This window comes from Deinococcus alpinitundrae (assembly GCF_009982895.1).
GTDB lineage: Bacteria > Deinococcota > Deinococci > Deinococcales > Deinococcaceae > Deinococcus > Deinococcus alpinitundrae.
The window spans coordinates 321,731-346,334 of record NZ_WXZL01000001.1; the positions used below are offsets into that span (position 1 = coordinate 321,731).

The window sequence follows — 24,604 nt, forward strand, 5'->3', positions numbered from 1 at the left end:
GGCCGGGCCGGGCCGCTAGACTGCCCAGATGATCGGAATTATCGGCGCGATGCAAGAAGAAGTGGCGCTGCTCATCGGCGACCTCATAGACCACCGCCAGCAGCTCTCGCCGGGCGTGACCCTGCACAGCGGCGTGCTGGGCGGCCACCCGGTCCTGATCACCGAGGGCGGCATCGGCAAGGTCAACGCGGCCATGACCACGGCGGCCCTCATCGCGGCGGGAGCGACCCAGGTCATCTTTACCGGGGTAGCGGGCGGGGTGCATCCCGAGTTGCGGGTGGGTGACATCGTGGTGAGCACCGATTGTATCCAGCACGACGTGGACGTGACGGCGCTGGGCTACGAACTGGGTGTGGTACCGGGCGAGTCGCTGAGCTGGGAAGCCGACGGCGCGCTGCGCGACCTGGCGCTGGAAGCCGCCCGCGAACTGGAGGGCATCCGGGCGGTGGAGGGGCGGATTGCCAGCGGCGATCAGTTCGTGGCCTCGCGCGAGAAGGTGCAGTGGCTGTGGCAGACCTTCGGGGCGGCCTGCGCCGAGATGGAGGGCGCGGCGGTGGCCCAGGTCTGCGCCAAGCACGGCGTGCCGTTCGTCGTGATCCGCTCGGTGAGCGACACCGCCGACCACGACGCCCAGGTGGATTACCGCGAGTTCATGCCACTGGTGGCCCGCCACGCCAAGCAGGTGGTGCGCGGCATGCTCGCGCGCCTGAGCGACCAGACCAGCGCTTGAGCGCTTCGCCGTTGCCCACCTCGCGGCCACCTGCGGCCCTTTCGCCGCTGGCCGCCTGGTTGCTGGGGCTGGGGCTGCTGATGGGCTTCGCGGCACTAGGCGAGGGTCTGGCCCGGCTGCTCAGGGTGCCGGTGCCCGGCCCGGTGCTGGGGTTGCTGCTGCTGTGGCTCGCGCTGGGGCTGGGGGTGGTGCGGCTGAGCTGGCTGGAGGGCGCGGCAGATCACCTGCTGGGCGTGCTGGGGCTGCTGTTCGTGCCCGCGACGGTGGGCTTTACCGATTACCTCAGCGCTGGGGCCGCCTGGGGGCTGTGGCTGCTGGTGATGCTCACCGGGCTGCTGGCCGGGGCGGGCGTCACGGGGCTGATCGCCGCGCGCTGGCTCAAGTCGGAGCAGCAGGCATGATCTGGCTGGCCCTGACCATCACGGCCTTCGTGCTGGGGTTGTGGGCACAGACGCGCTGGCGCAGCCCGCTGATCAACCCCACCCTGATCGCCACCTTGATCGTTGCCCTGGCGCTGCTCCTGAGCCGCACGCCCTATCCCGAGTACACAGCGCAGGCGCGTCCCCTCTCGCTGCTGCTGTCTCCGGCAGTGGTGGCGCTGGCCGTGCCGCTCTACCGCCAGCGGGCGCTGCTGACCCGCCAGGGACCGGCCCTGATCGTGGGTAGCCTGGCCGGAACCCTGACGGCGGTGGGGCTGGACACTTGGCTGCCCAGAATGCTGCACCTGAGCACCGAGGCGCAGCGCGCACTGATCACCGCGCCCGCGACCAGCGGGGTGGCGGTGGTTCTGGCCGAGTACACCGGAGCGCCGCCCACCCTGGCCGCGACCCTGGCCGTCCTCTCGGGGCTGATCGGCGCGGTGGTGCTGCCGCCCTTTCTGACCTTCATCGGGGTGCGCCGCCCGCTGGCACGCGGCCTGGCCATGGGCAGCGTGGCGCACGGCATCGGCACCGCCCGCGCCCGCGAGGAGGGCGAGCAGGTGGGCGTGGCCAGCAGCATCGGCATGGGTCTGGCGGCGCTGCTGATCAGCGTGTTGGTGGCGCTGCTGAGCCGGTAACGAGGACCACTGAACCTGACTTTGCCCTGGCCTGACCTTTACCCCCCTCCAATCTTTCCCGGACCCGGTCTGATGGGCGAGCGCACTACCTTACGCCTCATGAAGATTGCAGTGATCGGAGCGGCGGGCGGCGTGGGGCGGCATGTGGTGAGTCAACTGAGTCAGGCGGGCCATGACATCCGGGCACTGGTCCGCACCCAGGAACAGGCCGATATGCTCAGCTTGCACGGCGCAAATCCCATCATGGGCGATTTGACGGGCGAGTGGACGCAGGTCCTCGACGGCGCGGACGCGGTGGTGTGGGCGGCGGGCGCGGGCACGAGCGGCAACTTTCAGGCCATCGACGGCGACGCCCTGGTAAAGGTGGCCGACACCCTGGTTCAGCAGGGCCCTAGGCGCTTGGTGGTGGTGTCGAGCATGGGCGTGGACCGTCCCGAACAGATGCCGCCGTTTCTGATACAGGTGCTCAAGGTCAAGGCCGTTTCGGACGCCCACGTGCAGCACAGCGGACTGGACTTCACCATCGTGCGCCCCGGCGGGCTGAGCAACGAGCCGGGCAGCGGACAGATCACACTGGGCCGCCAGGTGCAGGGGGGCCAGATTCCCCGCGAGGACGTGGCCCGCGTGGTCGTGGCCTGCCTAAACGCGCCGGGCAGCCTCGGCCAGACTTTCGAGATCACCTTCGGCCCGACTCCGGTGGGCGAGGCGGTGGCGTCACTGCCGGTCTCCTCCTAGACTGGGGGTATGTCCTCGCCACTCATCAGCGCCCCTGAACTGCTCCAGTGCCTCGGCGACCCCGATCTGCGCGTGCTCGACACCCGCTACGCGTTGGCTGATCCGCTGTCGGGTCGGCTGGCCTACCTGGGCGGACATGTGCCGGGCGCGGTGTTCGCCGACCTGGAAACCGACCTCAGCGGTGAGGTGCGCCCGGACGGCGCGGGGGGCCGTCACCCGCTGCCCGATCCCGAGACGCTGGCGAGCTGGCTGGGCGCGCAGGGCATCGGTGACGACCACTGGGTGGTGATCTACGACGATCCCAGCAGCGGCCAGGGCTTTTACGCCGCACACGCTTGGTGGCTGCTGGGGTGGCTGGGCCATACGCGAGTGCAGGTGCTCGACGGCGGCTGGCCTGCTTACCTGGCGGCGGGCGGCGCGGTGAGTACCGAGGAGGCCGCGCACCCACCCGCCAGCTTCACGCCGCAGGTACAGGCGGACTGGCTGGCGAGTGCCGACGAGGTGGCCACGCTGCCCGGCACGGTGTCGCTGCTCGACTCGCGCGCTGCCCCACGCTACCGGGGCGAGACAGAACCCATCGACAGCAAAGCCGGGCACATTCCCGGTGCCGTCAACCTCGACTGGGCGGGCGGGCTGAACCCAGACGGCACATTCAAGGCTGCCGCCGAGCAGGCCGGGCGCTTTCCGGCGGGCGACGTGGTGCTTTACTGCGGCAGCGGTGTATCGGCCTCGGCCAATCTGCTGGCGCTGGCGCTCACCGGGCGCATACCGGGACCGACCACGCGCCTCTACGCCGGGTCGTGGAGCGACTGGATCAGCGACGACGCCCGGCCGGTGGCGACCGGCGAGGATTGAGTTCGTTCTTACTGCCAGCCTTCCAGCAGCGCCCGCAGCGCTCCGGTCACCTCCACCGGGCGGCGGGTCAGGCGGTCCACATAAACATGCACGAAATGGGCCGCTGCCGAGGCCGTCTGCTCACCCTCGCGGAAGATGGCCAGCTCATAGCGCACACTGCTGCGGCCCAGATGGGCGACCCGCAGGCCCGCGCTGAGCGGCTCCGGAAACGCCGCCGCCTGAAAGTAGACGCAGCCGGTTTCCACGACCAGCCCGATCATCTCACCGGCCTGGATATCGAGCACCCCGGCCCCGATCAGATGGGCGTTGACCGCCGTATCGAAGTAGCTGTAGTAGGTGGCGTTGTTGACATGGCCGTACACGTCGTTGTCGGCCCAGCGGGTCTGGAGGGCCGTGAACACCCGGTAGTCGGCGCGACTGGGCGGTGGACGAGGTGACATGCGGAAAGTCTAGAGCGTTTGTTCGTTGCGCTGCCCGAGAAAAGCGCCCAGCCGACGCCGCGCGTGCGTGTAAAGCATTGGAGAGAAGGAGGAGTTGAGCGTGCTTCCAGCTCAGGCGTCTCTTTGGACAACTGCCCTCAGGCCTGGCTGCGCCGCCCGGACGTGAACGACAGGCAACTTTATCGTCAACGGCTCCAGTCTCTGACAGCAGGGTGAGAAAACAGCAGGGTCCGTCTGCACCCGGTCTCGAACTGCCGGTCATGCCGGTTGTGCTACTTCTGAAGGGTGAAGCGTCCCGTCCTCCTGACTGCCCTGCTGCTTATCACCGGCTGGTGGCCCGGCATGCTGGCCGCCAACCTGCCGCCCACCTCGGCCAGCGACGCGCCGCTCTCCGGGGTGCCGACGCCCGCCGACATCGACGCCGCTGCCCTGAAGGTGGCCGAGACGCTCGACGGCGTGCTACGAAACTGCCCCGCCGCTTACACCCCCATCGGCACGCCGGGCAAGCGCTGCGTGGGTGTGGCGGGCGAGGTGGAGACGGTGCGCGCTCAGCTCGGCGCGGCCCTGGGCGCGGACCTCTACGGTGTGTGGCGTAGCCGCGACGACCAGCGCACGGTGTTCAACTGGCTCAAGATGCCCAGCGGCACGGTGTATCTGCGCGTTGCCGGCGACGAGGCGGCCAGCGGGCGCAGCCTGGTGTACCTCGACGCACCCACCGTGCCTGCCGCCGCCCTGACGCCCCAATCGACCAAGCAGCCGACCCCACAGGCGACGACTCCAGCAGCCAGTTCGCCCGCCGCCAAAGTAGCCACCGCCGCGCCGCCCGTGTCCAAAACCTCCACCTTTCAGGCGACCTCGCCCAGCGCCAACGGCAGCGCCCCCCGAAAGGCGGTGCCAGCGCCCCCCATTAGCGGCCCGGCCTTCCGCCGCACGCTGCAACTGGTGGCCCCGCGCCTCAACGGTCCCGACGTGCGCGCGGCCCAGAACCGCTTGATCGCCCTGACCCTCAGCGGCACGGGCGGTCAGGGCGACGGCTGGTACGGCCCCAACACCGCCAAGACGGTGCGCGACTTCCAAGGTGCCAACCAGCTCAAAGTGACGGGCGTCATTGACCGGGCCACCTGGAATGTCCTCTTCTCGCCGGACGCCAGGAAGTTCAGGGCGGAGAAATAAACCTGGAACGGACGCCGACTCGAACCGTTTCAGAGAACGGGTGAGAACTGACCGAGCGGGCAGGCGGACTCAAGGGCGTCTGCTGTGCTCAGGACCGGGAGGAGCAAACCCGGAATCTGTATGAGCGGACACAGCGGCCCGGCCCGTGCGCTACACTCCCTATCCGATGTTCAAACCCCTCTCCTCTCCGCGCAGCCAGCCGCAGCCAGGCCACCGCTACGATGTGGCCGTCGTCGGCGCGGGCCTGGCGGGCAGCGAACTGAGCTGGCGGCTGGCCCGCGCGGGCCAGGACGTTCTGCTGGTGTCGCAGGCGCTCGACCACCTCGGCAACCTGTATCAGCCGGATGTGGCCGGAGCCGACTTTCCGGCGGGCAGCTTGCTGGCCCAGGTCAAGCAGCAGATAGCCCCCGACACTGACGGCTGGGTGTTTCACTGCCGCCTCAAGGCCGAGATTGAGCGCACGGCGGGTATTCATCTGCTGCAATCCTGTGTGACTGAACTCAATGAACTGCCGGGCGAGGTGCAGCTCTCCAGCTGGGAGGGCCCGACACTGCGGGCCGGGGCGGTGGTGATGGCGGTGGGCGCGTTTCTGAAGGGCCGGCTCCTGATCGGCGAGACGATGGAGGAAGCTGGGCGGCTCAGTGAGGTCGCCTACGACTTTCTGGCCGACGATTTGAGCGCCCACGGTCTTTACCTGACCTACGCTTCCGGCCAGGCCCACAGCCGCGCCGACGCGCCCGACTACGAGGTGCGGTTCCAGATTCTCGCGCCGGGAGAACTGGACGGCTTCCGGGTGCGGCGCATGGACAACGTGTATGCGCTGGGCCGCTGCACGCCGGGCGACCACACGTATGCCTCGGTGCTCACCGACGCGGCGAGTTTGGCCGCTGAGTTGCTGGCAGGCGGACTGCCGGAGAGTGAAGCGTGATCATGCGCCTGGGCGAGTTCCATTTTCCCGACACGGCCCGCCGCCTGTATCCTGAGACGCCGGATTTGCCCTGGGTGCTGGAAATCGGCTTCGGTGACGGGCGCTTCTGGCCCGAGTACGCCCGCACCCAGCCGCAAGCACCCAACTACCTGGGGGCCGAACTCAGCGGCCAGAGCCTGCTGAAAGCGGCGCGGAGGCTGCGGCTCTCCGGTCTCAGCAACGCCCACCTCACCAAGTTGCCCGCCCTGCCACTGCTGCGCGAGGTCGTTCCGGCGGGTGCGCTCAGCGCTATTGTCGTCAACTTTCCCGATCCCTGGCCCAAGGCCGAGCACCAGGACCACCGCCTGCTGCGCGCCGGGTTCTTTCGCCTAGCCGCCAGCCGCCTGAAGCCCGGCGGGGCCGTGCTGCTGACCACCGACCACGACGAGTATTTCGACTTCGCGCTGCAGGAGGCCCAACTCAGCGGCGTGATGCGCCCGGAGCAGGGCGAGCCGCCCGCCGCCGCCCTGCACACCAAGTACGCCCTCAAGTGGCAGGGGCTGGGCCTCAGAGCGCAGCATGTGCGCTTCGTGGCAACGGCCCAACCGGCTGTGCCGCACGGCGACCTCAGCCACTTTCCCGCCGCCCTGCCGGCTCAGCATTCTTCCCTGGAGGACGCCCACGTGCCCCACGCCATTCTGGAAAGCCTGCCTCCCGGCACCGACTTCAGCACCCTGTTCGACGCCTTCGAGCGCCGGGCGGTGCGCGTTCCCGGCCCAGACGCTGCTGCGGGCACCGCCGTTTTGCTCGACGCCTACCGCAGCCTCAGACGCGACGAGTTCACGGTACTGGCGCACGTGGTGGAGGGCGAACTGACCCAGGAAGTGCTGATCAACGTGACGCTGCGTGCTGAAGGCTCGCTGCTGGTACGGCTCGGCAAATTCGGCGGCCCAATCATCACTCCGGGCGTCAAGGCGGCGGTGGGCGCGCTCAGCGAGTGGCTCGTCGAGCGCGGCAGCGTGGTGCGGCATCTGGGATATTGACTTCGGCTTCCCGTCCAGGTCAGTTTCGTTTGGGCCAGATTCGGGTATACTGATTCTGTGATCAGCTTAGCGTCGTCCAGTTCACCGATTCTCCCCTGCTGCCCCAGTCGGGAGCGCGGCGTATGACCGACGCCAAGGTCGGCGGAGACAAGCGCCCGCCCAAACGCCCGGCCCGGCCCCGCGCCAAGCAGGCCGAGGCGAAGCCCGTAGCGGAGCCAAGCGGCCCAGCTCCGTCTCCCGCGCCCTCCCAAGGAGACCCGGCCAGAGGGAAGAGCGCCAGGGCGACCAGCCCGGCTTCCCCGACGAGTCCACGGCCCAGAGCGGCCCGCTCCAGTGCCGCCAGCCGCAGCCGCGCGGCGACGGGTCCTGGCCTGAGCGACTGGCTGAGCCTGGGCCTGACCCTGCTGCTGGTCACGGCGGCCGCCGCCCTCTACCAGTGGCGCGGCGAAGCGCAGCTGAATCCTGCGCCCGCCGCCCACAGCCAACCCGCTTCCGGCACGCGGTGAAGCCCGAGTCTGCCCTCCCTCACTGCGCCGCGTGGCCCGTGCGCCGTAAACTGACGCCGTGAGCGCCATTTATCAGCGGGCCAGACCGATCACCTGGGAACAGGTGGTGGGCCAGGAACATGTCAAGGACGTGCTGCGCTCGGCGCTGGAGGCGGGCCGGGTCGGTCACGCCTACCTGTTCTCGGGACCGCGCGGCGTGGGCAAGACCACCACGGCCCGCTTGATCGCCATGACCGCCAACTGCCAGTCGCCCGGCAAGAAGCCCTGCGGCGAGTGCGAGAGCTGCCTGAGCGTACGCGCCGGAAACCACCCCGACGTGCTGGAAATCGACGCAGCCAGCAACAACAGCGTCGACGACGTGCGCGATCTGCGCGAGAAGGTGGGCTTGTCGGCCATGCGCGGCGGCAAGAAAATCTACATTCTGGACGAGGCGCACATGATGTCGCGGGCCGCCTTCAACGCGCTGCTGAAAACGCTTGAAGAGCCGCCCGAACACGTGATTTTTATTCTGGCGACCACCGAGCCTGAAAAGATCCTGCCGACCATCCTGTCGCGCTGCCAGCACTACCGCTTCCGGCGGCTGACCGCTCCGGAGATCGCCGGAAAACTGGCCGGGCTGGTCACGCAGGAAGGCGCGCAGGCCGACGAGGACGCCCTGAACCTGATCGGGCGATTGGCCGACGGTGCCATGCGCGACGGCGAGAGCCTGCTGGAGCGGATGCTGGCTGCCGGACAGGTCATCACCCGCAGCGGCGTCGAGGCGGCGCTGGGGTTGCCGCCCTCCGAGCGGATGCGCGAGATGACCCGCTCGCTGGTCAACCTCGACGCCGGGCCGCTGCTGGCCGGGGCGGCAGCGCTTTACCGCGACGGCTACGCGGCCCGCACGGTGGTCGAGGGGCTGGTCACGGCACTGGGCGAAGCGCTGCACGCCGAGCTGGGGCTGGAAGGCGAGAAGCTCAACGGTGCCGAGGTGCCCCGTCTGCTGCGCTTACAAGCCGCGCTTGACGCTCAGGAAGCCCGCTTCAGCCGGGGAGCCGATCAGCTCAGCCTGGAGCTGGCCCTGACCCACGCCCTGATCGCGGGCGAGGGCGTCGGCAGCGCACCCGCCGCGCACGCGCAGCCCAGAAGCGGCGCAGCGGGACTCAGCGCTGCCGACGCCGCGCGCCTCTCGCGACTCGAACAGGACGTCCGGGCACTTCAAGCGGCTGGGGCAGGCACCGGGAGCCGCGCACCCCTGGCCGACCCCGCCGAGTCGAGTCCGGGCAGCCGTACCTCCGCTTCGACCGGCACCCCAGCTCCGGTGGCGGAACGCGCTGCCGTACCGCGTGCTTCCGTCCCGGCTCCAGCCGCTGCCCCAAGCGGCAACTGGGCCGACGTGATCAATCTCGCCAAGATGCAGATGCGGGCCTTTCTCAAGCCTGCCCGGATGCACGCCGAAACCGGGTATGTCAGCCTCAGCTACGACGCACGCGGCAAGTTTCACGCCACCCAGGTCTACCAGAAATTCGACGAGGTCGGCGCGCTGGTCTTGCGGGTCTTCGGCCCGGTGGTCTTCGAGCTGATCTCGCCCGACCACAACCGCAAGCTGAAACTGGGCGGGCCGGACAGCGCGGGGGCCAGCTTCGCGCCCGTGTCTGAGGCCCCGCACACAGCTGAACCCGCTCTCCGCCCTGCGCCTGCCGAAGCCCAGGCCGTATCCGCTCAGGCCCTCTCTGGGCAGAGAGGCGCGCAGGTCGCCGCCCAGCCCGTTCAGGCGATCCCCGACTTCGCGCCCAGCGGACGCCGCAGCCCCGCCACCAGCCCCCGCAGCGCCACGCTGACCGCGCCCGAGCCAAGTCTGCCCGATGTGCTGGCCGACCCGGTGCCCGATCTGCCCGACTTCGAGCCGACCGTTCGCACCCCGCGCCCCGCACCCGCCAGCACCGGAACGGCCCGGCCTGAGCCGATCCGTCCCGAACCCTTTCCGCCCTCGCCGGACGACGCCGCACCCGCGCCGCTGCCGGACCGGGCCAGGCCCGCCCAGCGCCATGCTGCTGACTCGGTGGCCGCGCCGCCCAGCACCAATCCCCTGCCGGAAACGGCGCCGCCGACGTCTCACGAGCGCGAACTCTACATTCCGCTGGAGCCGATCAGCCAGGAACCCGATTGGGACGACCTGGGCGGCCCGGTGGCGCTGAGCAGCGCGGCCAGAACAACCGGCCAACCCGCCCCCCCAGATCAGGCGGTTCAGTCCGCACAGACAGCTCAGCCGGTTGCGAGCCTCCAGAGCGTGCCCGAACGCGCCCCCCTGCCGAACCGCCCGAAGACCGCGCCCACCAAGATGGCCAGCGCCCCGGCAGGTGACGTGCGCGCCCACCCCAACTACCTCGAAGTCACCCGGCTCTTTTCAGGGCGGGTCAAGGAGATCGGCAAGGTCAAGAAGGTGGCGGTGGCTGAAACCGACAGCGAGGGCGAAGACACGGTGGATGAAGTGGACGGCGCGGCGCAGGCCTGAAACACCCCTCGACTGGTCCACCTCAACCTCCTCTTCATTTCCTCTTGGTCTGGGCGGGTTTGTGTGCGCTTCCCTCGCTTCCCTCACGGCCCGGCGTCGTACCGTGGAGGCATGACGTTTCCGCCTGAGTCGCCCGCCCCCGCCACTTCTCTCACGGCCCACTCGGACGCCCTCTTCGGGCGCGCCCAGCGGGTCATTCCCGGTGGGGTCAACTCGCCGGTCAGAGCCTTCAAGTCGGTGGGCGGCAATCCGCGCTTCATCGCCCGCGCCGATGGGGCCACATTCACCGACGCCGACGGTCAGACGTATCTCGATTACATCGGCTCCTGGGGACCGATGATCCTGGGTCACAACCACCCAGCCGTGCGGCAGGCCATTCAGGACGCCCTGCCCTTCGGCACCAGCTTCGGCGCACCCAACGAGCGCGAGGTGCTGCTGGCCGAACTCGTCACCCGGCTGACCGGCACCGAGAAGGTCCGCTTCGTCAGCAGCGGCACCGAGGCGACCATGAGCGCCCTGCGGCTGGCGCGCGGCTTTGTCGGCCAGCATGAACCGGCCCGCAAGTACACCCTCAAGTTTCGGGGCAACTACCACGGCCACGCCGACGCCCTGCTGGTGGAAGCGGGCAGCGGGCTGATGACCAACGCAGCGGCGCTGGGCGGGGCCGCGCCGAGCAGCGCTGGGGTGCCGCCCGAGTACGCCGCGCTGACCCTGGTGGCCGAATACAACGACGCGGCGGGTCTGGACGACCTGATGGCCCAGCGCGGCCATGAGATCGCCGCCGTCATCTTCGAGCCGGTGGTCGGCAACGCGGGCGTGCTGATTCCCCACGCCGACTTTCTGGCAGCCCTGCACCGGGTCAAGGCGGCGGGTGCGCTCCTGATCGCCGACGAGGTGATGACCGGCTTCCGGCTTTCGCTCGGCGGGGCGACGGGGCTGCTTGGTCTCAAGCCCGACCTGACCTGCTGGGGCAAGATCATCGGCGGCGGCCTGCCGGTGGGCGCATACGGCGGCAGAAGCGAGATCATGGATTTCGTTTCGCCCCTCGGTCCGGTGTACCAGGCCGGAACGCTGAGCGGCAATCCGCTGGCGATGGCGGCGGGCCTGGCGACCCTGAGTGAGCTGGAGCGCGACCCCAGCATCTACAAACGGCTGGAGCGCTACACCGCCGCGCTGGGAGCCGGGCTGAGCGATCTGGCGTCCCAGGCGGGCGTGCCGCTCACTGTCAACACCATCGGCAGCATGCTCACCGCCTTTTTTCTGGAAGGCGAGGTGCAGCACTACGGCCAGGCAGCGCGCGCCGACACCGCCGCCTTCGGCCAGTGGTTCAGGGCCATGCTCGCCGGGGGCGTCTACTGGGCCCCCTCGCAGTTCGAGAGCATCTTCGTCTCGTCGGCCCACACCCCTGCCGACCTCGACTTTACCCTCAGCGCCGCCCAGCGCGCCTTTGCCCACCTCAAGGAGCCCGCATGACTATCCTGACCGACCCCAAAGACATCATGCAGGTGCTCGAAGACAGCAAGTCGGTGGCGGTCATCGGCTTTCACCCCGATGAGGTCAAGGCCGCCCACTACGTGCCGGAATACCTGGACCGGCAGGGCTACAAGGTGTACGGCGTCAATCCGGCGCTGGCCTCGCGCCACGTTTCGGCCTTCAATCACCCGGTGGTCGCCAGCCTCGCTGAACTGAACGTGCCGATCGATGTGGTCGAGGTGTTCCGGCGCAGCAACAGGGTGCGCGAGCATCTGCCTGACATTCTGGGCATGAATCCGCTGCCCAAGGTGGTCTGGTTGCAGCTCGGCATCCGAGACGACGCGGTGGCCGCCGAGCTGAGCGCGCGCGGCATCATGGTGATTCAGGACCGCTGCATGCTGAGCGACCACCGACAGTATTTGTAGCCAGGCGCGAAGTTACAGCAGTCCGGTGCGTGCGCCCTTGGCCCGGCGGTAAAGTTGCGCCGGGCGGCCCACCCCACTGCGGCGCTCGCCGCTGGGCGTCAGGATGCCCTGGGCCAGCAGCCGCTTGCGGAAGTTGCGCTTGTCGAGCGCCTTGTCGAGAATCGCTTCGTGAACGCCCTGTAACTCGGGCAGGGTGAAGGTTTCCGGCAAGAATTCCAGCGCCAGGTTGGCGTATTCGAGCCGCAGTTGCAGTCGCTTGATGGCCCGGCCCAGAATCACGGCGTGATCGAAGGCCAAGGGCGGCGGCGCGTGCGCCGGAAACCAGTCGGCGTGCAGGGTAGTGGCCCCGCCCATCACATGCACGGTGCCGTGCGGCAGCACCGCCAGATGCGCCACGCTGACGATTCGCCCGCGCGGGTCGCGACCAATCGCCCCGAAAGTGTAGAACTGCTCCAGGTGGCGCGGCTCCAGCTCGATGCTGGTCTCGTCGCGCAACTCGCGCAGGGCGGCCTCGTGCAGTTCCTCGCCGACATGCACGAAGCCGCCGGGCAGCGCCCAGGTCTGCAGGTGCGGCAGGGTGGCACGCTCGATCAAGAGGGCATGCAGGCAGCCCTCATGAATGGCGAAGGCCGCCACATCCACCGCCAGCCCAACCTGGGTGGCCTGCGGCGGCAGACTCAGCGTCACGGCCCGCCCAAAGACGGCGCGAACCGAACGGCGGACCGGGCCAGCAGCGCAGCGGGGATAAGTGTATCCATGACACCTTCACTTTAGACGCCCGGACGCGGCGCGTCAAACCGAACCCGCACCGGATCGGTCGATTGCAGGCCAGCCAACCCGCGCTTGCCGCTCAGGTCAGCGGCTCGATCACGTCGGGGTCCTCCACACTCAGCGCCGGGGTGGGCGTCAGCGGCGGACTGGGAGTCGGGGCCGGGAGGTCGAAGTCCGTCAGTGCAGGCATGATCAGCTCGTCATGGACGGGCGAATCGGCGGGCACTGGAGCTTGCGGCTCGCGCGGCGTGGCCCGGTCCTCGCCTGCACTTGCGGTGGTGGGGCCAGGGGTGCGCTCGACTGGACCCGGATCCATTGGCTCTGGCGCGGCCAGGCTCAGGCCCTGCACTTCCGGCAGCATTCCCGGCAAGCCGACCAGCCCCAGCAACCCGGCACTCAGGCCAGACGGACCGAGGTTGGAGCCGCCGATCATGCCGTCCGGCGGCAAGCTGAGAGACCGTGCGCTGCCGATGCGAACTGAGCGGCGCGGCGTGGCCGCAGCCAGCAAACTCGCTGGACCTGGACTGACCGGACTGGTACGGCCAAGGTTGGCACTGATCTGACCCGGACTGGCCAAACCAACCCCAGGAGAATCGGCCACTGGTGGCGCGTCCAGCATGCTCAGGCCCCTGGGCGCGCTGAGGGCACGCTCGGCCCGGCTGACGGCGATGTGGGCACGCAGCAGCTCGGCCACGCTCCAGGCCTGAAAAGAGCAGCCGCCCGGCGTGAGGTCGGCGGGACTGATCACCTCGCTGACCGATCCCAGGCCCGCTTCCCAGAGGTGGCCGCGCAGCCCGCCAAGTGCAGCGCGGGCCTCAGCCACCCGGCCCCGCGACAGCAGCAGGTCGGTGTAGGCCCCCATCAACCAGGGCCAGACGGTGCCCTGGTGGTAGGCAGCGTCGCGCACCAGCTGGTCGCCGCCGTAGTTGGCGAGGTAGGCCGCATCGAGCGGGCTGAGGGTGCGCAGGCCCAGGGGCGTCAGCAGTTCGCGGGCCGCCACGTCCAGCGCCGCGTCCACCTGCGACGGATCGGCAGGGGTATCGGGCAGGGCCAGGGCGATCAGTGCGTTGGGCCGCACCTGGGCACCCGAATCAGCGTCGAGCACGTCGAACAGGTAGCCGTTCTCGGGATTCCAGAACGCCGAGAACGACGTGCGGGCCAGTGCCAGCACCTCCCCGAACTCGGCCACCTCACCCAGCGAGCGGGACAGCCGCAACTCCGCACCGAGGGCCGAGAGCCACAGCGCCTGAATCTCGACGGCCTTGCCGTGCCGGGGCGTGACCACCCAGTCGTGAATCTTGACGTCCATCCATGTGAGCTGGGTACCGGGCAGACCCGCCCGCAACAGACCGTCTGCCGGGTCCAGCGCGATGCCGTACCCGGTGCCGCGCGCATACTCGCCCACCACCGTGCGGACGATGCCCAGCGCCACCCGGGTCAGGTTGGCGCTGGCCGCGCGGCGCACCAGTTTCTCCAGGCTGACGATCAGCCACAACGCGCCATCCACGGTGTTGTACCCGGCTCCCTGCCCGTCGTCGAAGAAGTTGTTGGGGGTCAGGCCACCGCGCAGCGACGCCGCGAAGGTGTCAATGACCCCCAGCCCTTCCTCGATGCGCCCGGTGCTGAGCAGCAATCCCGGCAGGGCGATCAAGCTGTCGCGGCCCCAGTCGGCGAACCAGGGATACCCGGCGATCACGCTCAGGCTATCGGTGCTGGCCCGGCGCACCATGAAGGCGTCGGCGGCCACCGCCAGGGTCGCCACCACGTCGTCGGGCACGCCGCTGGCCTGCCAGGCCTGATCGACCAGCCCGGCGCGGCGCGCGGCCTCGGTGGCGTAGGCGGCCCAGGGGTCGTCGATGCGGGTCGCCAGCCCCTCCACGACCAGCGCCAGCTGGTTGAGGCCGGGCCGCAGCTCGATCTCCCAGAAGTCGGCGCGCACTGCCCGCTCGGTATCGGGTGCGCCGCGCGCCGTATCGAGCCGGAAGTGCAGGCGCTGCGGCAGCGGGCGCGGAGCCAGGGAGGTCATGGCCATGTCCCCGGCGTGCAGGCGCAGGCGGGCCTGGTGCGACTCGCCGCGCACCCGCACCTCGCGCTCCAGGCACTCGAAGCTGAGTTCGGGGGTCTGGAGATGCACCCGGTGCATGTCGCGGTCGACCAGCACGCCGCCCAGCGTCAGGGTCGCACGCTGGCCTGCTTTGAGGTGCGGGGCGTCGATCTCGTAGAGCAGCACCAGCGCGCCAGAGTGCCGGGGCACCACACTGCGCCGCCGGATGCTCATTCCCAGGGCCATCTGCTCACGCTCGGGCAGCAAATCACGCAGGGTCACGCCGCTGAGCACACTCAGGCCCTGGCCTTCCAGCGTGCCCGGGGCCACCTCGAAGGCGTGCAGGTCGCAGCGCTGGGGGCCGACCTGCAGGCATTCGGTGGCCGTCACGAACATGACCCGGCGCTCGCCCGGCGGACGGTGCGAGACGCTCAGGCCCGAGTAGCAGCGGGTCGGCACCCCGGCGGGACTGCTGAGGGCAAATCCGCCGAGGCCGTCGGGCAGCAGCACCTCGCGCGTGAGGTCGCGGGCTGCTTGTGGCCCCAGCCGGTGGGTGGAGCGGGGAACGGGTTCGGCCATTAGTGGCTTCAGAGTAGCGCGCAAGGAGCAGGCGGGTGCCGGAGCCGGTTGCTGAAGCGTGCTCTACCTCGCTGCGCCCCGGCAGCGCCGTGCTAAAATGAGGGGTCTGATGGATCTTCGTGGCTGCCCCAGCGACAGCGACCAACTGCCGCCTGCACGACGAGACCACCGTTTCAAGACAAGCCGCCCCGCTCGCCGTGCAGACAGCGCGGATTCAGCAGGGCGCGGCGGAGGTGATGCGCTATAGCGAAAGATCATAAAGTCAACGACCAGATCCGGGTTCGCCAGATTCGCCTGATTGGAGCCGAGGGAGAGCAGATCGGCATCATCGACACCAGAGAAGCCGCGACCATGGCGCGCGAGCAGAATTTAGACCTGGTGATGGTCAGTCCTCAGGCCGTACCGCCCGTCTGCAAGTTGCTCGACTATGGTCGTTTCCGCTTCGAGCAGCAGCAAAACGAAAAAGACACCCGCAAGCGTGCGCGCTCGCAGGAAGTCAAGGCCATCAAGTTCCGGGTCAAGATCGACGCCAACGATTTCAAGACCAAAACCAACCACGTCAAGCGCTTCCTTGAGGAAGGCCACAAGGTCAAGGTCACCATCATGTTCCGTGGCCGCGAGCGCACCCACCCGGAGCTGGGCGAGCGCATTCTGCACCGGGTCGCCGAGACCCTAGCGGAAGTCGGGCAGCCGGAAAGCCCCCCCAACATGATGGGCATGGACATGAACATGATCATGATTCCCAAAGCGCCCCGCAAACCTGCTGGTGAGAGCACTGGCCACGAGTCGGAGCACGCCGCTCCCGCGAGTGCTGACGCTGCTGCGGTCAACGCTGCGCCTGCCGAGAGCGTGGCCGCGCCGGAGCCGACCAGCCCAGCGCCCGCCAGCGCCTGAGCGACACGGGCAGGTAAACGCTGAGAAGTCCATCCTGCGGGGTGGACTTTTTTGTGGTCTGGGTACAGCGAAAGGCCGGAACAGAACCACTGCCCCGGCCCTTTCCTCGTCCTGCTAGACCTCTATCGGCACGTCCACGCCCAGCTCGGCCAGCACGGTCCGAATGGCCTGGGCGTCCATGCCGGAGAGCGCATGCACCCGCTCCACGCTGGCGTGTTCCTGAAACTCGTCGGGCACGCCCAGCACCCGCACCGGCACGCTGAGGTTCAGACGGCTGAGTTCTTCGAGCACCGCTGAGCCGAACCCCCCGACCACGCTGTTGTCTTCCACCGTGACCAGGGCGCGGGCCGACTGGGCCACCTCGCGCAGCATGGCCGTGTCGAGCGGCTTGACGAAGCGGGCGTTGATCAGGCCCACGCCCGGCAGGTCCTCGAGGGCCGCCTGGGCATACTCCAGGCCCTTGCCCGCCGCCAGCACGACAACGCCCTGACCATCTCCCTGACCGACCTTGAGGCGCTCCCAGGTGCCCCAGGCCAGATCGGGCCAAGTTCCTTCCGGCACGCGGGGGGTGTTGCCGCGCGGGTAGCGGATCGCCACCGGCCCGCCCACCCGCACCGCTTCCTTGAGCATGCCGCGCAGCTCAAAGGCGTCTTTGGGCAGGCCGATCTTCATGCCGGGAATGCTGCGCAGAAACGACAGATCGAACACGCCGTTGTGGGTGGCTCCGTCTGCGCCGACCACGCCCGCCCGATCGATGGCGAAGATCACCGGCACGTGCTCGATGGCCACGTCATGCACGACCTGATCGTAGGCGCGCTGAAGGAAGCTGGAGTAAATCGCCACGATGGGCCGCAGTCCCTGGAGACCCATGCCCGCCGCCGCCGTGACCGCCACTTCCTCGGCGATGCCCACGTCGAGGTAGCGCTTGGGGTGGGCCTTGCTGTACTCGACCAGCCCCGATCCCTCGCGCATGGCCGGCGTGATGACGAAGAGGCGCGGGTCCTGGCGGGCCAGCTCGGTCACGGCGTCACCGAAGGCGTTGCTCCACGAGTAGGTGGCCTTGCCTGCCGCGAACTCGTGCGTCACCGGGTCGAACTTGGCTGGGCCGTGCCACTTGATCGGATCGGCCTCGGCGAAGTCCAGGCCCTTGCCCTTCTTGGTCACCACGTGCAGCAGCGTCGGGCCGCTCAGGTCGAGCAGCTTTTCCATCAGCCAGGCCATCTCGATCACGTCGTGGCCGTCGACCGGTCCCACGTAGCGCAGGCCCATCGCCGCAAACGGATTGATACTGGCCGGGTCGAAGAAATGCCGGGTGCTGCTCTTGGCGCGGCTCATCAGCTCGGCCAGCGGCTTGCTGATGGCGCTGACCGCCTTCTTGCCCGCGCCCTCACCCTCCTGAAACCACTTCTGGACTTGCAAACCGCGCATGAAACGGTTGATGGCCCCCACGTTTTCCGAGATGCTCATCTCGTTGTCATTGAGCACGATCAGCATGTCGGGCTGTTTGTCTCCGATGGTGTTGAGGGCTGCCAGCGCCATGCCACCCGTCAGCGCGCCGTCACCGATCACGGCGGCCACCTTGTGGTCCTGGCCCAGCGCGTCACGGGCCATCGCCATGCCCAGCGCGTTGGCCAGGCTGGTGCTGGCGTGCCCCACCGTGATGGCATCGTGCGGCGACTCGGACACGCGGGTAAAGCCCGACAGCCCGCCCTCTTTCTTGAGGGTATGCATCAGGTGGCGGCGTCCGGTCAGGATCTTGTGGGCATACGCCTGGTGGCCCACATCGAACAGCAGTTTGTCGCGCGGCGAGTTGAGCACGTAATGCAGCGCCACGATCAAATCGGTGGCTCCCAGCGAGGAGGCCAGGTGCAGCCCGCCCACGCTGCACACCCGCACAATCTCGTCTCGGAGTTCGGCGGTGAGCTGCGGGAGCTGGTCCATCTGAAGGTGCTTGAGGTCGGCGGGCGAGTCGATCCGGTCGAGCAGCGGGGTAGCGCTGCCCGCCGGGCGGGCCATCGCCAGCGCTCCCGGCATCGCCCGGTTCAGCTCGGCGCGACTCACGCCCAAACCCGGCAGCGGACGCGGCGACATCTGTTGGGAATCGGGTTTCCTGGCGCTCATCTTGGCCCTCCTGTGGCTGCCCGCCATCAGTTGTTCTTGAAGTTGCGCCCGGTGAGCAGCAGCGCCTCGGCGGTTCGCACATCGCCGACGTAGGGGGTAAACCAGATGGTCTCGGACGCCGGAAACAGCCCGCCCAGCGTGTCGCTGATCTGGCGGTTGACCACCCAGACCCGGTAGGTCTGCCCCGCCAGCGTCACCTGGCGCTGGTCAATCACTTCGTAGCGGTAAGTGATGGTGCCGGACTGGTCGACGTTGCCGTCGTCCGAGCGCAGCCGGGCGGTGGTGGTGCCGCTCCAGCTCAGGCCCAGCTTCCAGGCGCTCTCGGCGGGCCACTCCTGCCAGGCGGGCGCGAGCGTGACGGTCAGACCGGGTTTGCGAAAGCCCAGCAACTTCTGGCCGCTGGCGTCGATCTGGCGGTAGGAAGTCTGCTGCGCGCCGCGCCCGGTCAGCTCGAAGGCCGAGACCGGCGCGTCACCGAACACCGTGGGGCCGAGCGCCTTGAGGACATACGGCACGCCGCCGCTCTCGCCTTCCGGCAGGTAGCTCCAGGCCAGCCCGGTTTCCTTCGGGTAAAACGACACGCTGCTCACAGGCGTCTGAGCGGTGATGGGAGCCGCCGCCACCGTCTGCCGGGGCGCGCAACTGCCGAGCAGCGCCCCGGTCAGAAGTGGCGCGAGGAGGAAGAGGAGTGGGCGCATCATGCCCTCTAGCATAGCGGGCGTGGCGGCAGCCATTTGTCAGGGTTGTTGAGATATTCCCAAAGGTTAGGGGACGACGCGGAGCGCGGTCAGGGGGAACAGGAAGAAACCGGCCTCAGGTCAGCCGTTCCGGCGGCAGGGCGGGCCAGTCGGGGGTCTGCTCAGCTTGCTCGGCCCAGTTTTCCTTACCGCTCCAGCGCTCGACGGCCAGGGCGTAGACGCTGGTGCGCGCCAGTTGCTCGTCACCGATCGGCTGCATCTCGGCGCCGGGGCGAACGTGCGGAAAGATGTGGGCGCACAGGGTATAGAGGGCCTCGCGGGCCTCCTCACCGACCAGCAGCCGCGAGCTGCCGAAGGCCACGACGCTGCGGTACTGCACGCTGAATTCCAGCGGATCGTTGCTCGGCAGAAAGCGGCCTATCTCGGAGGCCTCGAAGGTGGCGCGGGCCGAGTTCTCGGTGTTGGCCCGCAGCCGTCCGGCCAGGTTGGAGTGGTAGATGATGTCGTGCGTTGCTGGACGGTAGACGAAGCTGGTCGGGTTGATGAAGGGAAAGGCCTCACCGTCCTCGCCCACCCACAGCGTGCTGATGCGGCAGAGCTGAAGCCGGGCCAGCAGGTCACGAATCCAGGCGTCACCTTGGCGGTTGAGCGGGCGGCGGCTGGTGGCGGGGTTGCGGCTGCGCGGATCGTAGTACGTCATTTCAGCCCTTTGGCGAAATGGTGCGCCGTGATGTCCATGCCCGCCTTGAGGTACAGCCGGTGCGCCGGAAAGCGCTGCACGCCCGAATCGAGGTGCAGGCTCTCGCAGCCAAGCCGCCTCGCCTCGGCCTCAGCCCATTCGAGCAGGGCGCGGGCGTGGCCCCGGCCCCGTGCGGCGGGCAGGGTACTCAGATCGTCGATGTAGAGCTGGCGGCCCGAATACAGCATCTCCAGCACTCGGAACCCGCAGACCGCCTGGGCCTGGGCCGCGTCGTCGAAGGCGGCGGCCAGGCGGTAGCCCTGCTGCGCCGCGGCCTGCGTCACCCAGTCCTGAAACGCTTGCGCCGAGGCGAGCGCCGGGCGCTGGCCACGCAGCTCGAACATGGCCGCGTGGCCGAGCGCAATGTCGTTGCCCTGAAGTTCACGGATCTTCATGCTCGCTCCCGAATCTGCTGGCCCAGCACCCAGCGGCTGTCCGGCCGCTCACCGCCGTGTGGGCCGTAGAAGATGACCCACACGGCAAAATCGTCGCTGAACGCCTCGAAGCGGTGTTCTTGTCCGGCGGCGGCGAACAGGAAATCACCCGGCCCGAAAGCAAGGCGCTCGACTCCACACACGTACGTGCCGCAGCCGCTGACCACGATATACGCCTCATCTTGCAGGTGCGGCGTCTGCGGGTCCCTGCCGCGCGGCGCATACAGTTCAGCGCTGAAAGTACCGCGCCGGAACACCTCCGCACTGAGCGGCGAAGCGAGTTCAAGCGCCTGCCGGGCCTGGGCGATGGAAACGCCACTTGAAGCGGATCCTTCTGGTGGGGGCCTGCTCATAGCCGAGTATGCTCCATGATCCAGTTGGTTTCCCAGCTTTGCCCGTCATCCAGGCTGAGCGCTTGTTCCCAGCGGGGATGGGCGGTGCCGATCTGCGACCAGACAAAGCGGCAGCGCAGCCGTCCGGTCGCGCTTTCCTCGTCGCCGTAGAAGGTGCCCACGCCGTCCTCGAAGCGGCCCATCACGGGCGGCTGCAACGCTCCGTCGGGACCGACCCAGTAAATGCTCCACTGCTTCGAAAGGGGTTCGAAAAGCCGGATGCTCATGCCCACCCACCGACCGTCCGAGCGCTGGCTCTCGTCCACGTTGGTCAGGCCACCCATCAATCCGTACACCCGAGAAACCGAGCGGAATGCTTCCCAGTCCTGACAGCCCACCAGCCGCTCTTTGAGGCGCCGGTGCCGGACCTGCCACTGACCGTACAGAAACTCGAAATCGCTGCTTTGCTGGGTCATGCAGTCAGGCTAGCGGTAAAGTGGCCCGTATGAAAGCACCACTTCCAGCGCATTCGAGGAGACCAGTTGCCGACCTCCCTTTCTCGCTGGACCTTCGGCGCGGCGCGGAAACGGCGCTGCACGCTCAGCTGGCCCAGCAGCTCCGTCAGGCCGCTCTATCGGGCCGCTTGCCGGGGGGCACCCACCTTCCCGGCAGCCGCACCCTGGCCCAGCAGCTCGGCGTGGCGCGGGGCGTAGTCGTCAACGCCTACGCCGAGCTGCTGGCCGACGGCACCCTGGAAGCGGCGGTGGGCAGCGCCACGCGGGTGGCGGGCGGGCTGCGGGTCATGAGGCCGCGCTCTGCCGTTTCGGGTGCGCCTGCCTGGTGGCCCGAGGTCGACCTGAAACCGGTCGCCGCGCCGAGCGCCCTGCACTTCGAGCTGGGTCAACCGACCCTTTCGCTGCTCGACAATCGGGCCTGGCGCTCGTGCTGGAATGCCGTGGCCCGTCAAGTGCCGCCCAGCGACTACGGCGACCCGGCAGGCGACGCCCGGCTGCGCGGCGCACTCGCGGCCTTCGTGGGCCGCACACGCGGCCACCACCTCAGCGCCGAGCAACTCATCATTACCAGCGGCGCGGCACAGAGTTTCGGCCTGCTGGCCTCGCTGCTGCCGCCGGGGGCCTGGGTGGCCGTCGAAGACCCCGGCTATCCGCAGGTGTACCAGGTGTTCGAACGCGCCCGCCTGAAGGTGCAGCCCTGTCCAGTTGACGCCGACGGTTTGCAGGTCGCCGCCCTGAATCCTGCCGCCCGCCTGATCTACGTGACGCCCAGCCACCAGTATCCGCTCGGCGTGCGGATGAGCTTGCCCAGACGCCTGGAACTTCTGGCCTGGGCCAAACAGCACGACGCCCTGATTCTGGAAGACGACTACGACGGCGAATTTCGCTACGACGCGCCGCCGCTGCCCGCCCTGGCCAGTCTGGACGAAGCCGAGGGCGGCAGACGGGTCATTTATCTCGGCACGCTCAGCAAGGTGCTGACCCCCTCACTGCGGCTGGGCTATCTGGGCGTGCCGAGGCCGCTGGTTGATGCAGTGGTGCAGGCCAAACGCTTCTCGGATCTGGGCAGTCCCTGGGCGGTGCAGCAGGCGGCGGCGAATTTCGTGCTGGGCGGATACCTCGACCAGCATCTGCGGCGCGTCCGGCGACACTACGCCGCGCAGCGCTCGGTACTGGGCACCCTCCTGCAACCGCTGGCTCCTGCCGCCGTGCTGGGCGGCATCGAAGCGGGACTGCACGCCTGTTTGCACCTGGCCGCGCCGCTGAACGCCGCCGAGGTCCAACGTGCCCTGCGGCGGCGCGGCGTGGAAGTCGCCACCCTGGGCGAGTACAGCCGCAGTTTTGAGGCGCAGGCGCTGCTGCTGGGCTACGGCGGCCTGAGTCGCGCCGACCTGGAACGCGGCGCGGCCTTGATCGTGGGGGCGATCCATGAGCAAGTTCAGAAGGCCGCAGCGGGCTAGCTTACACCCGCCGTTCGGCCCGGTTCGTCATCATCGGGTATGACGCATCTGACCCGTGTCAATGTGGTCGGCAGTGGCCCCAACGGCCTGGCCGCCGCCGTCCTGCTGGCCCAGGCCGGGCTGCGTGTGCGCCTCTGGGAAGGCGCGGACACGCTGGGCGGCTCGGTTCGCAGCGGCCCGCTGACCCTGCCGGGCTTCACGCACGACCTGGGCAGCGCCGTGCATCCGCTGGCCGTCAGCAGTCCGTTTTTTCAGACGCTGCCACTGCACGCTTTCGGGCTGCGCTGGATTCATCCGGAGGTGCCGCTGGCCCACCCCTTGCCCGCCGGAGCCGCGCTGCTGCACCGCAGCCTGGAGCAGACAGCCGAGGGACTGGGCGCAGACGCCGGGCTGTACCGCCGCCTGATGACACCGCTGGTCGAGCGCTGGGACGACCTGATGGGCGAGTTTCTCAGGCCGCTGCCGCACCTGCCCAAGCACCCGGTGCTGCTCGCCCGCTTCGGTTTGCGCGCCCTCCCGCCCGTGGCACTGCTGGCGCGACTCTTCCAGACCCAGCAGGCCCGCTCCCTGCTGGGCGGGCTGGCGGCCCACAGCGCCGGGCCGCTGACCAGCCCGGCCTCCAGCGCTTTCGCACTGATGCTGGGCGGCGCGGCCCACGCACGCGGCTGGCCGTTTCCGCAAGGCGGCGCGCAGGCGCTCGCCGACGCGCTGAGCGGGTATTTCAAATTCCTCGGCGGCGAGGTCATGCTCTCACATCCTGTCCGGCGCCTGCGCGAGTTGCCACCTGCGGACCTCACCTTGCTCGACGTGGGGCCGAGAGCGCTGCTGGAAATGGCCGACTGGCCGGAACACTATGCCCGGCAGCTTCGCCGGTTTCGCTACGGCCCCGGAGCCTTCAAGGTGGACTACGCCCTCAGCGGGCCGCTGCCCTGGACCGATCCGCTGGTGGGCCGCGCCGGAACGGTGCATCTCGGTGGCAAGTTGACCGATCTTGTTCGTGCCGAGGCTGCACCGGGACAGAACCGGGTGGCGGCTGAGCCGTATGTGCTGCTGGCCCAGCACACTCTCTTCGATGCCAGCCGCGCTCCGGCGGGTCAGCACACCGTCTGGGCCTACGCCCACGTGCCCAACGCCAGCCGCGAGGACGCCCTGCCGCAACTCGAAGCGCAGATCGAGCGCGCGGCCCCCGGGTTCTCACGGCTGATCCTCAAGCGCACCGTCAGCACCCCCGGCACCCTGCAAGCCTGGAATCCCAACCTGGTCGGCGGCGACGTGAGCGGCGGAGCCAACAACTTCTGGCAACTGCTCGCGCGCCCGGTGCTGAGTGCCCAGCCGTACCGCACGCCGCTGAGGGGCGTGTACCTGTGCAGCGCCAGTACCCCGCCCGGCGGCGGCGTTCACGGCATGGCCGGGTACTGGGCGGCGCGGCTGGCCCTGAGAGAGGGGCAAGCGGGCCTCTAGACCAAGCTGGAAGCGTCACCGGAGGACACGGCGCAGGAAGCGAGTGAGGCTTGGCCCATTCTTCTCCTGCGGCCCGAGTGCCAGGCAGGATTGTCTTAGAGTTCCAGGCTGTCGGCAGTGAGACCAGGCGGCAGCAGCCATAAGCAGACTTCAACCGGGCAGTCTCGGTCGGCCTGGAACAGTCCCACGGAAATCGTCCGGTCGGCCAGCAACCAGTTCACTCGCCCCGGAGCGTCCTCCTGGGCCTCAGCAGGCTCGCCCAGCACCTGCGCCGCCTCGGCGATCACGTTCCACATCACCTCACGCGCCTCGGCCCAGCGCTGCTCGATCACAGCGTCAGGGTCGTCGAGCTCCTCCTCGGTATAGTCGCCGCGTCCGTCTTGCAGCGCCTGAAAATCCTCGGACTCGTGGAACGTCACGTTCAGATAAAGCGTGCCGTCCGGTGCGTTCTGGCGCAAGAGGTGAGCGCCCCCGGACAGCGTCACACCTTGCTTGGGCAGTGCGTCCCAGCTCACGGGCAGGGCAAGGAGGGCAGACCACAGGGCCGGGTGTTCAGATGGAGAGAAGATCATCAGTCCACAGCTTAATCGTGGCGTGCATAAATTCACCAGACCAGCTTTATTGATCTCGGCTGAAGTGAACGACGGTAGAATGATTGGATGACTGACCGTTGGCTCCCATCGCACCTCACCCGAGCTCAACTCGAAGAACGTCGCCT

General features: G+C 68.7%; 25 protein-coding genes. 15 read left to right on the forward strand and 10 right to left on the reverse strand.

Annotated features, from left to right (window positions below; all coding sequences use genetic code 11):
• The first annotated feature begins 28 nt into the window (after positions 1-28).
• The 5 genes from GUI70_RS01640 to GUI70_RS01660 all read left to right on the forward strand — a co-directional run bounded on the left by GUI70_RS01640 (position 29) and on the right by GUI70_RS01660 (position 3,377).
• Positions 29-730: a 5'-methylthioadenosine/adenosylhomocysteine nucleosidase gene (locus tag GUI70_RS01640; protein WP_161880514.1), complete on the forward strand. Its 702-nt coding sequence runs from the start codon at positions 29-31 to the stop codon at positions 728-730.
• Positions 727-1,131: a CidA/LrgA family protein gene (locus GUI70_RS01645; protein ID WP_438503451.1), complete on the forward strand. Its 405-nt coding sequence runs from the start codon at positions 727-729 to the stop codon at positions 1,129-1,131. The genes GUI70_RS01640 and GUI70_RS01645 overlap by 4 nt, the downstream gene beginning before the upstream one ends.
• Positions 1,128-1,787: an LrgB family protein gene (locus tag GUI70_RS01650; protein WP_161880515.1), complete on the forward strand. Its 660-nt coding sequence runs from the start codon at positions 1,128-1,130 to the stop codon at positions 1,785-1,787. The genes GUI70_RS01645 and GUI70_RS01650 overlap by 4 nt, the downstream gene beginning before the upstream one ends.
• Positions 1,788-1,886: 99 nt before the next feature.
• Positions 1,887-2,522, forward strand: coding sequence for an SDR family oxidoreductase (locus GUI70_RS01655; protein WP_161880516.1), 636 nt, complete (start codon positions 1,887-1,889; stop codon positions 2,520-2,522).
• Positions 2,523-2,531: 9 nt separating this feature from the next.
• Positions 2,532-3,377, forward strand: a complete 846-nt coding sequence (locus GUI70_RS01660) for a sulfurtransferase (RefSeq protein ID WP_161880517.1) — start codon at positions 2,532-2,534, stop codon at positions 3,375-3,377.
• A gap of 8 nt (positions 3,378-3,385) precedes the next feature.
• Here GUI70_RS01660 and GUI70_RS01665 read toward each other — a convergent pair whose 3' ends face one another.
• Complete coding sequence (locus GUI70_RS01665) at positions 3,386-3,817, reverse strand: acyl-CoA thioesterase (RefSeq protein WP_161880518.1); 432 nt, start codon at positions 3,815-3,817, stop codon at positions 3,386-3,388.
• A gap of 285 nt (positions 3,818-4,102) precedes the next feature.
• Here GUI70_RS01665 and GUI70_RS01670 point away from each other — a divergent pair, with 285 nt between their 5' ends.
• The 7 genes from GUI70_RS01670 to GUI70_RS01700 all read left to right on the forward strand — a co-directional run bounded on the left by GUI70_RS01670 (position 4,103) and on the right by GUI70_RS01700 (position 11,838).
• Positions 4,103-4,990 (forward strand): peptidoglycan-binding domain-containing protein, encoded by an 888-nt coding sequence (locus GUI70_RS01670; protein ID WP_237724632.1) that lies wholly within the window; start codon positions 4,103-4,105, stop codon positions 4,988-4,990.
• Between the two features lie 166 nt (positions 4,991-5,156).
• Positions 5,157-5,918 carry an FAD-dependent oxidoreductase gene (locus tag GUI70_RS01675; protein ID WP_161880519.1) on the forward strand — a complete coding sequence of 254 codons (762 nt, stop codon included), beginning with the start codon at positions 5,157-5,159 and terminating at the stop codon, positions 5,916-5,918.
• On the forward strand, positions 5,915-6,940 hold the full coding sequence (trmB, locus tag GUI70_RS01680; protein ID WP_161880520.1) for a tRNA (guanine(46)-N(7))-methyltransferase TrmB: 1,026 nt from the start codon (positions 5,915-5,917) through the stop codon (positions 6,938-6,940). Before GUI70_RS01675 ends, trmB begins: the two co-directional genes overlap by 4 nt.
• A gap of 122 nt (positions 6,941-7,062) precedes the next feature.
• Positions 7,063-7,446 carry a hypothetical protein gene (locus GUI70_RS01685; RefSeq protein WP_161880521.1) on the forward strand — a complete coding sequence of 128 codons (384 nt, stop codon included), beginning with the start codon at positions 7,063-7,065 and terminating at the stop codon, positions 7,444-7,446.
• A gap of 58 nt (positions 7,447-7,504) precedes the next feature.
• Entirely contained in the window at positions 7,505-9,940 is a 2,436-nt protein-coding gene (gene dnaX, locus GUI70_RS01690) for a DNA polymerase III subunit gamma/tau (protein ID WP_161880522.1), read from the forward strand.
• Between the two features lie 111 nt (positions 9,941-10,051).
• Positions 10,052-11,413, forward strand: coding sequence for a glutamate-1-semialdehyde 2,1-aminomutase (gene hemL / locus GUI70_RS01695; protein ID WP_161880523.1), 1,362 nt, complete (start codon positions 10,052-10,054; stop codon positions 11,411-11,413).
• A complete protein-coding gene (locus GUI70_RS01700; protein ID WP_161880524.1) occupies positions 11,410-11,838 on the forward strand; it encodes a CoA-binding protein in 429 nt (142 codons plus the stop codon). Before hemL ends, GUI70_RS01700 begins: the two co-directional genes overlap by 4 nt.
• 12 nt (positions 11,839-11,850) lie before the next feature.
• Here the strand turns inward: GUI70_RS01700 and GUI70_RS01705 are convergent, their stop codons facing one another.
• Together GUI70_RS01705 and GUI70_RS01710 are read right to left on the reverse strand one after the other, a co-directional pair.
• Complete coding sequence (locus tag GUI70_RS01705; RefSeq protein WP_161880525.1) at positions 11,851-12,525, reverse strand: NUDIX hydrolase; 675 nt, start codon at positions 12,523-12,525, stop codon at positions 11,851-11,853.
• A 163-nt stretch (positions 12,526-12,688) separates the two neighbouring features.
• Entirely contained in the window at positions 12,689-15,232 is a 2,544-nt protein-coding gene (locus GUI70_RS01710; protein WP_161880526.1) for an amylo-alpha-1,6-glucosidase, read from the reverse strand.
• A 243-nt stretch (positions 15,233-15,475) separates the two neighbouring features.
• Here GUI70_RS01710 and infC point away from each other — a divergent pair, with 243 nt between their 5' ends.
• Positions 15,476-16,126 carry a translation initiation factor IF-3 gene (gene infC / locus GUI70_RS01715; protein ID WP_161880582.1) on the forward strand — a complete coding sequence of 217 codons (651 nt, stop codon included), beginning with the start codon at positions 15,476-15,478 and terminating at the stop codon, positions 16,124-16,126.
• Between the two features lie 114 nt (positions 16,127-16,240).
• Here infC and dxs read toward each other — a convergent pair whose 3' ends face one another.
• The 6 genes from dxs to GUI70_RS01745 all read right to left on the reverse strand — a co-directional run bounded on the left by dxs (position 16,241) and on the right by GUI70_RS01745 (position 20,926).
• The gene (gene dxs, locus GUI70_RS01720) at positions 16,241-18,160 is read right to left on the reverse strand and encodes a 1-deoxy-D-xylulose-5-phosphate synthase (protein ID WP_438503452.1); all 1,920 of its coding nucleotides are present in this window, start codon (positions 18,158-18,160) and stop codon (positions 16,241-16,243) included.
• A gap of 113 nt (positions 18,161-18,273) precedes the next feature.
• Positions 18,274-18,948: a hypothetical protein gene (locus GUI70_RS01725; protein WP_237724633.1), complete on the reverse strand. Its 675-nt coding sequence runs from the start codon at positions 18,946-18,948 to the stop codon at positions 18,274-18,276.
• Positions 18,949-19,060: 112 nt separating this feature from the next.
• Positions 19,061-19,645 carry a pyridoxamine 5'-phosphate oxidase family protein gene (locus GUI70_RS01730; RefSeq protein ID WP_161880527.1) on the reverse strand — a complete coding sequence of 195 codons (585 nt, stop codon included), beginning with the start codon at positions 19,643-19,645 and terminating at the stop codon, positions 19,061-19,063.
• Entirely contained in the window at positions 19,642-20,079 is a 438-nt protein-coding gene (locus tag GUI70_RS01735) for a GNAT family N-acetyltransferase (protein WP_161880528.1), read from the reverse strand. The genes GUI70_RS01730 and GUI70_RS01735 overlap by 4 nt, the downstream gene beginning before the upstream one ends.
• Entirely contained in the window at positions 20,076-20,471 is a 396-nt protein-coding gene (locus GUI70_RS01740) for a cupin domain-containing protein (RefSeq protein ID WP_161880529.1), read from the reverse strand. Before GUI70_RS01740 ends, GUI70_RS01735 begins: the two co-directional genes overlap by 4 nt.
• Positions 20,468-20,926 (reverse strand): hypothetical protein, encoded by a 459-nt coding sequence (locus GUI70_RS01745; RefSeq protein WP_161880530.1) that lies wholly within the window; start codon positions 20,924-20,926, stop codon positions 20,468-20,470. Before GUI70_RS01745 ends, GUI70_RS01740 begins: the two co-directional genes overlap by 4 nt.
• Positions 20,927-20,955: 29 nt before the next feature.
• Here GUI70_RS01745 and pdxR point away from each other — a divergent pair, with 29 nt between their 5' ends.
• Positions 20,956-22,425: a MocR-like pyridoxine biosynthesis transcription factor PdxR gene (pdxR, locus tag GUI70_RS01750; protein WP_161880531.1), complete on the forward strand. Its 1,470-nt coding sequence runs from the start codon at positions 20,956-20,958 to the stop codon at positions 22,423-22,425.
• 39 nt (positions 22,426-22,464) lie between these two features.
• Positions 22,465-23,886, forward strand: a complete 1,422-nt coding sequence (locus tag GUI70_RS01755) for a phytoene desaturase family protein (protein ID WP_161880532.1) — start codon at positions 22,465-22,467, stop codon at positions 23,884-23,886.
• A 95-nt stretch (positions 23,887-23,981) separates the two neighbouring features.
• Here the strand turns inward: GUI70_RS01755 and GUI70_RS01760 are convergent, their stop codons facing one another.
• On the reverse strand, positions 23,982-24,458 hold the full coding sequence (locus tag GUI70_RS01760; protein ID WP_161880533.1) for a hypothetical protein: 477 nt from the start codon (positions 24,456-24,458) through the stop codon (positions 23,982-23,984).
• Between the last annotated feature and the right edge of the window lie 146 nt (positions 24,459-24,604).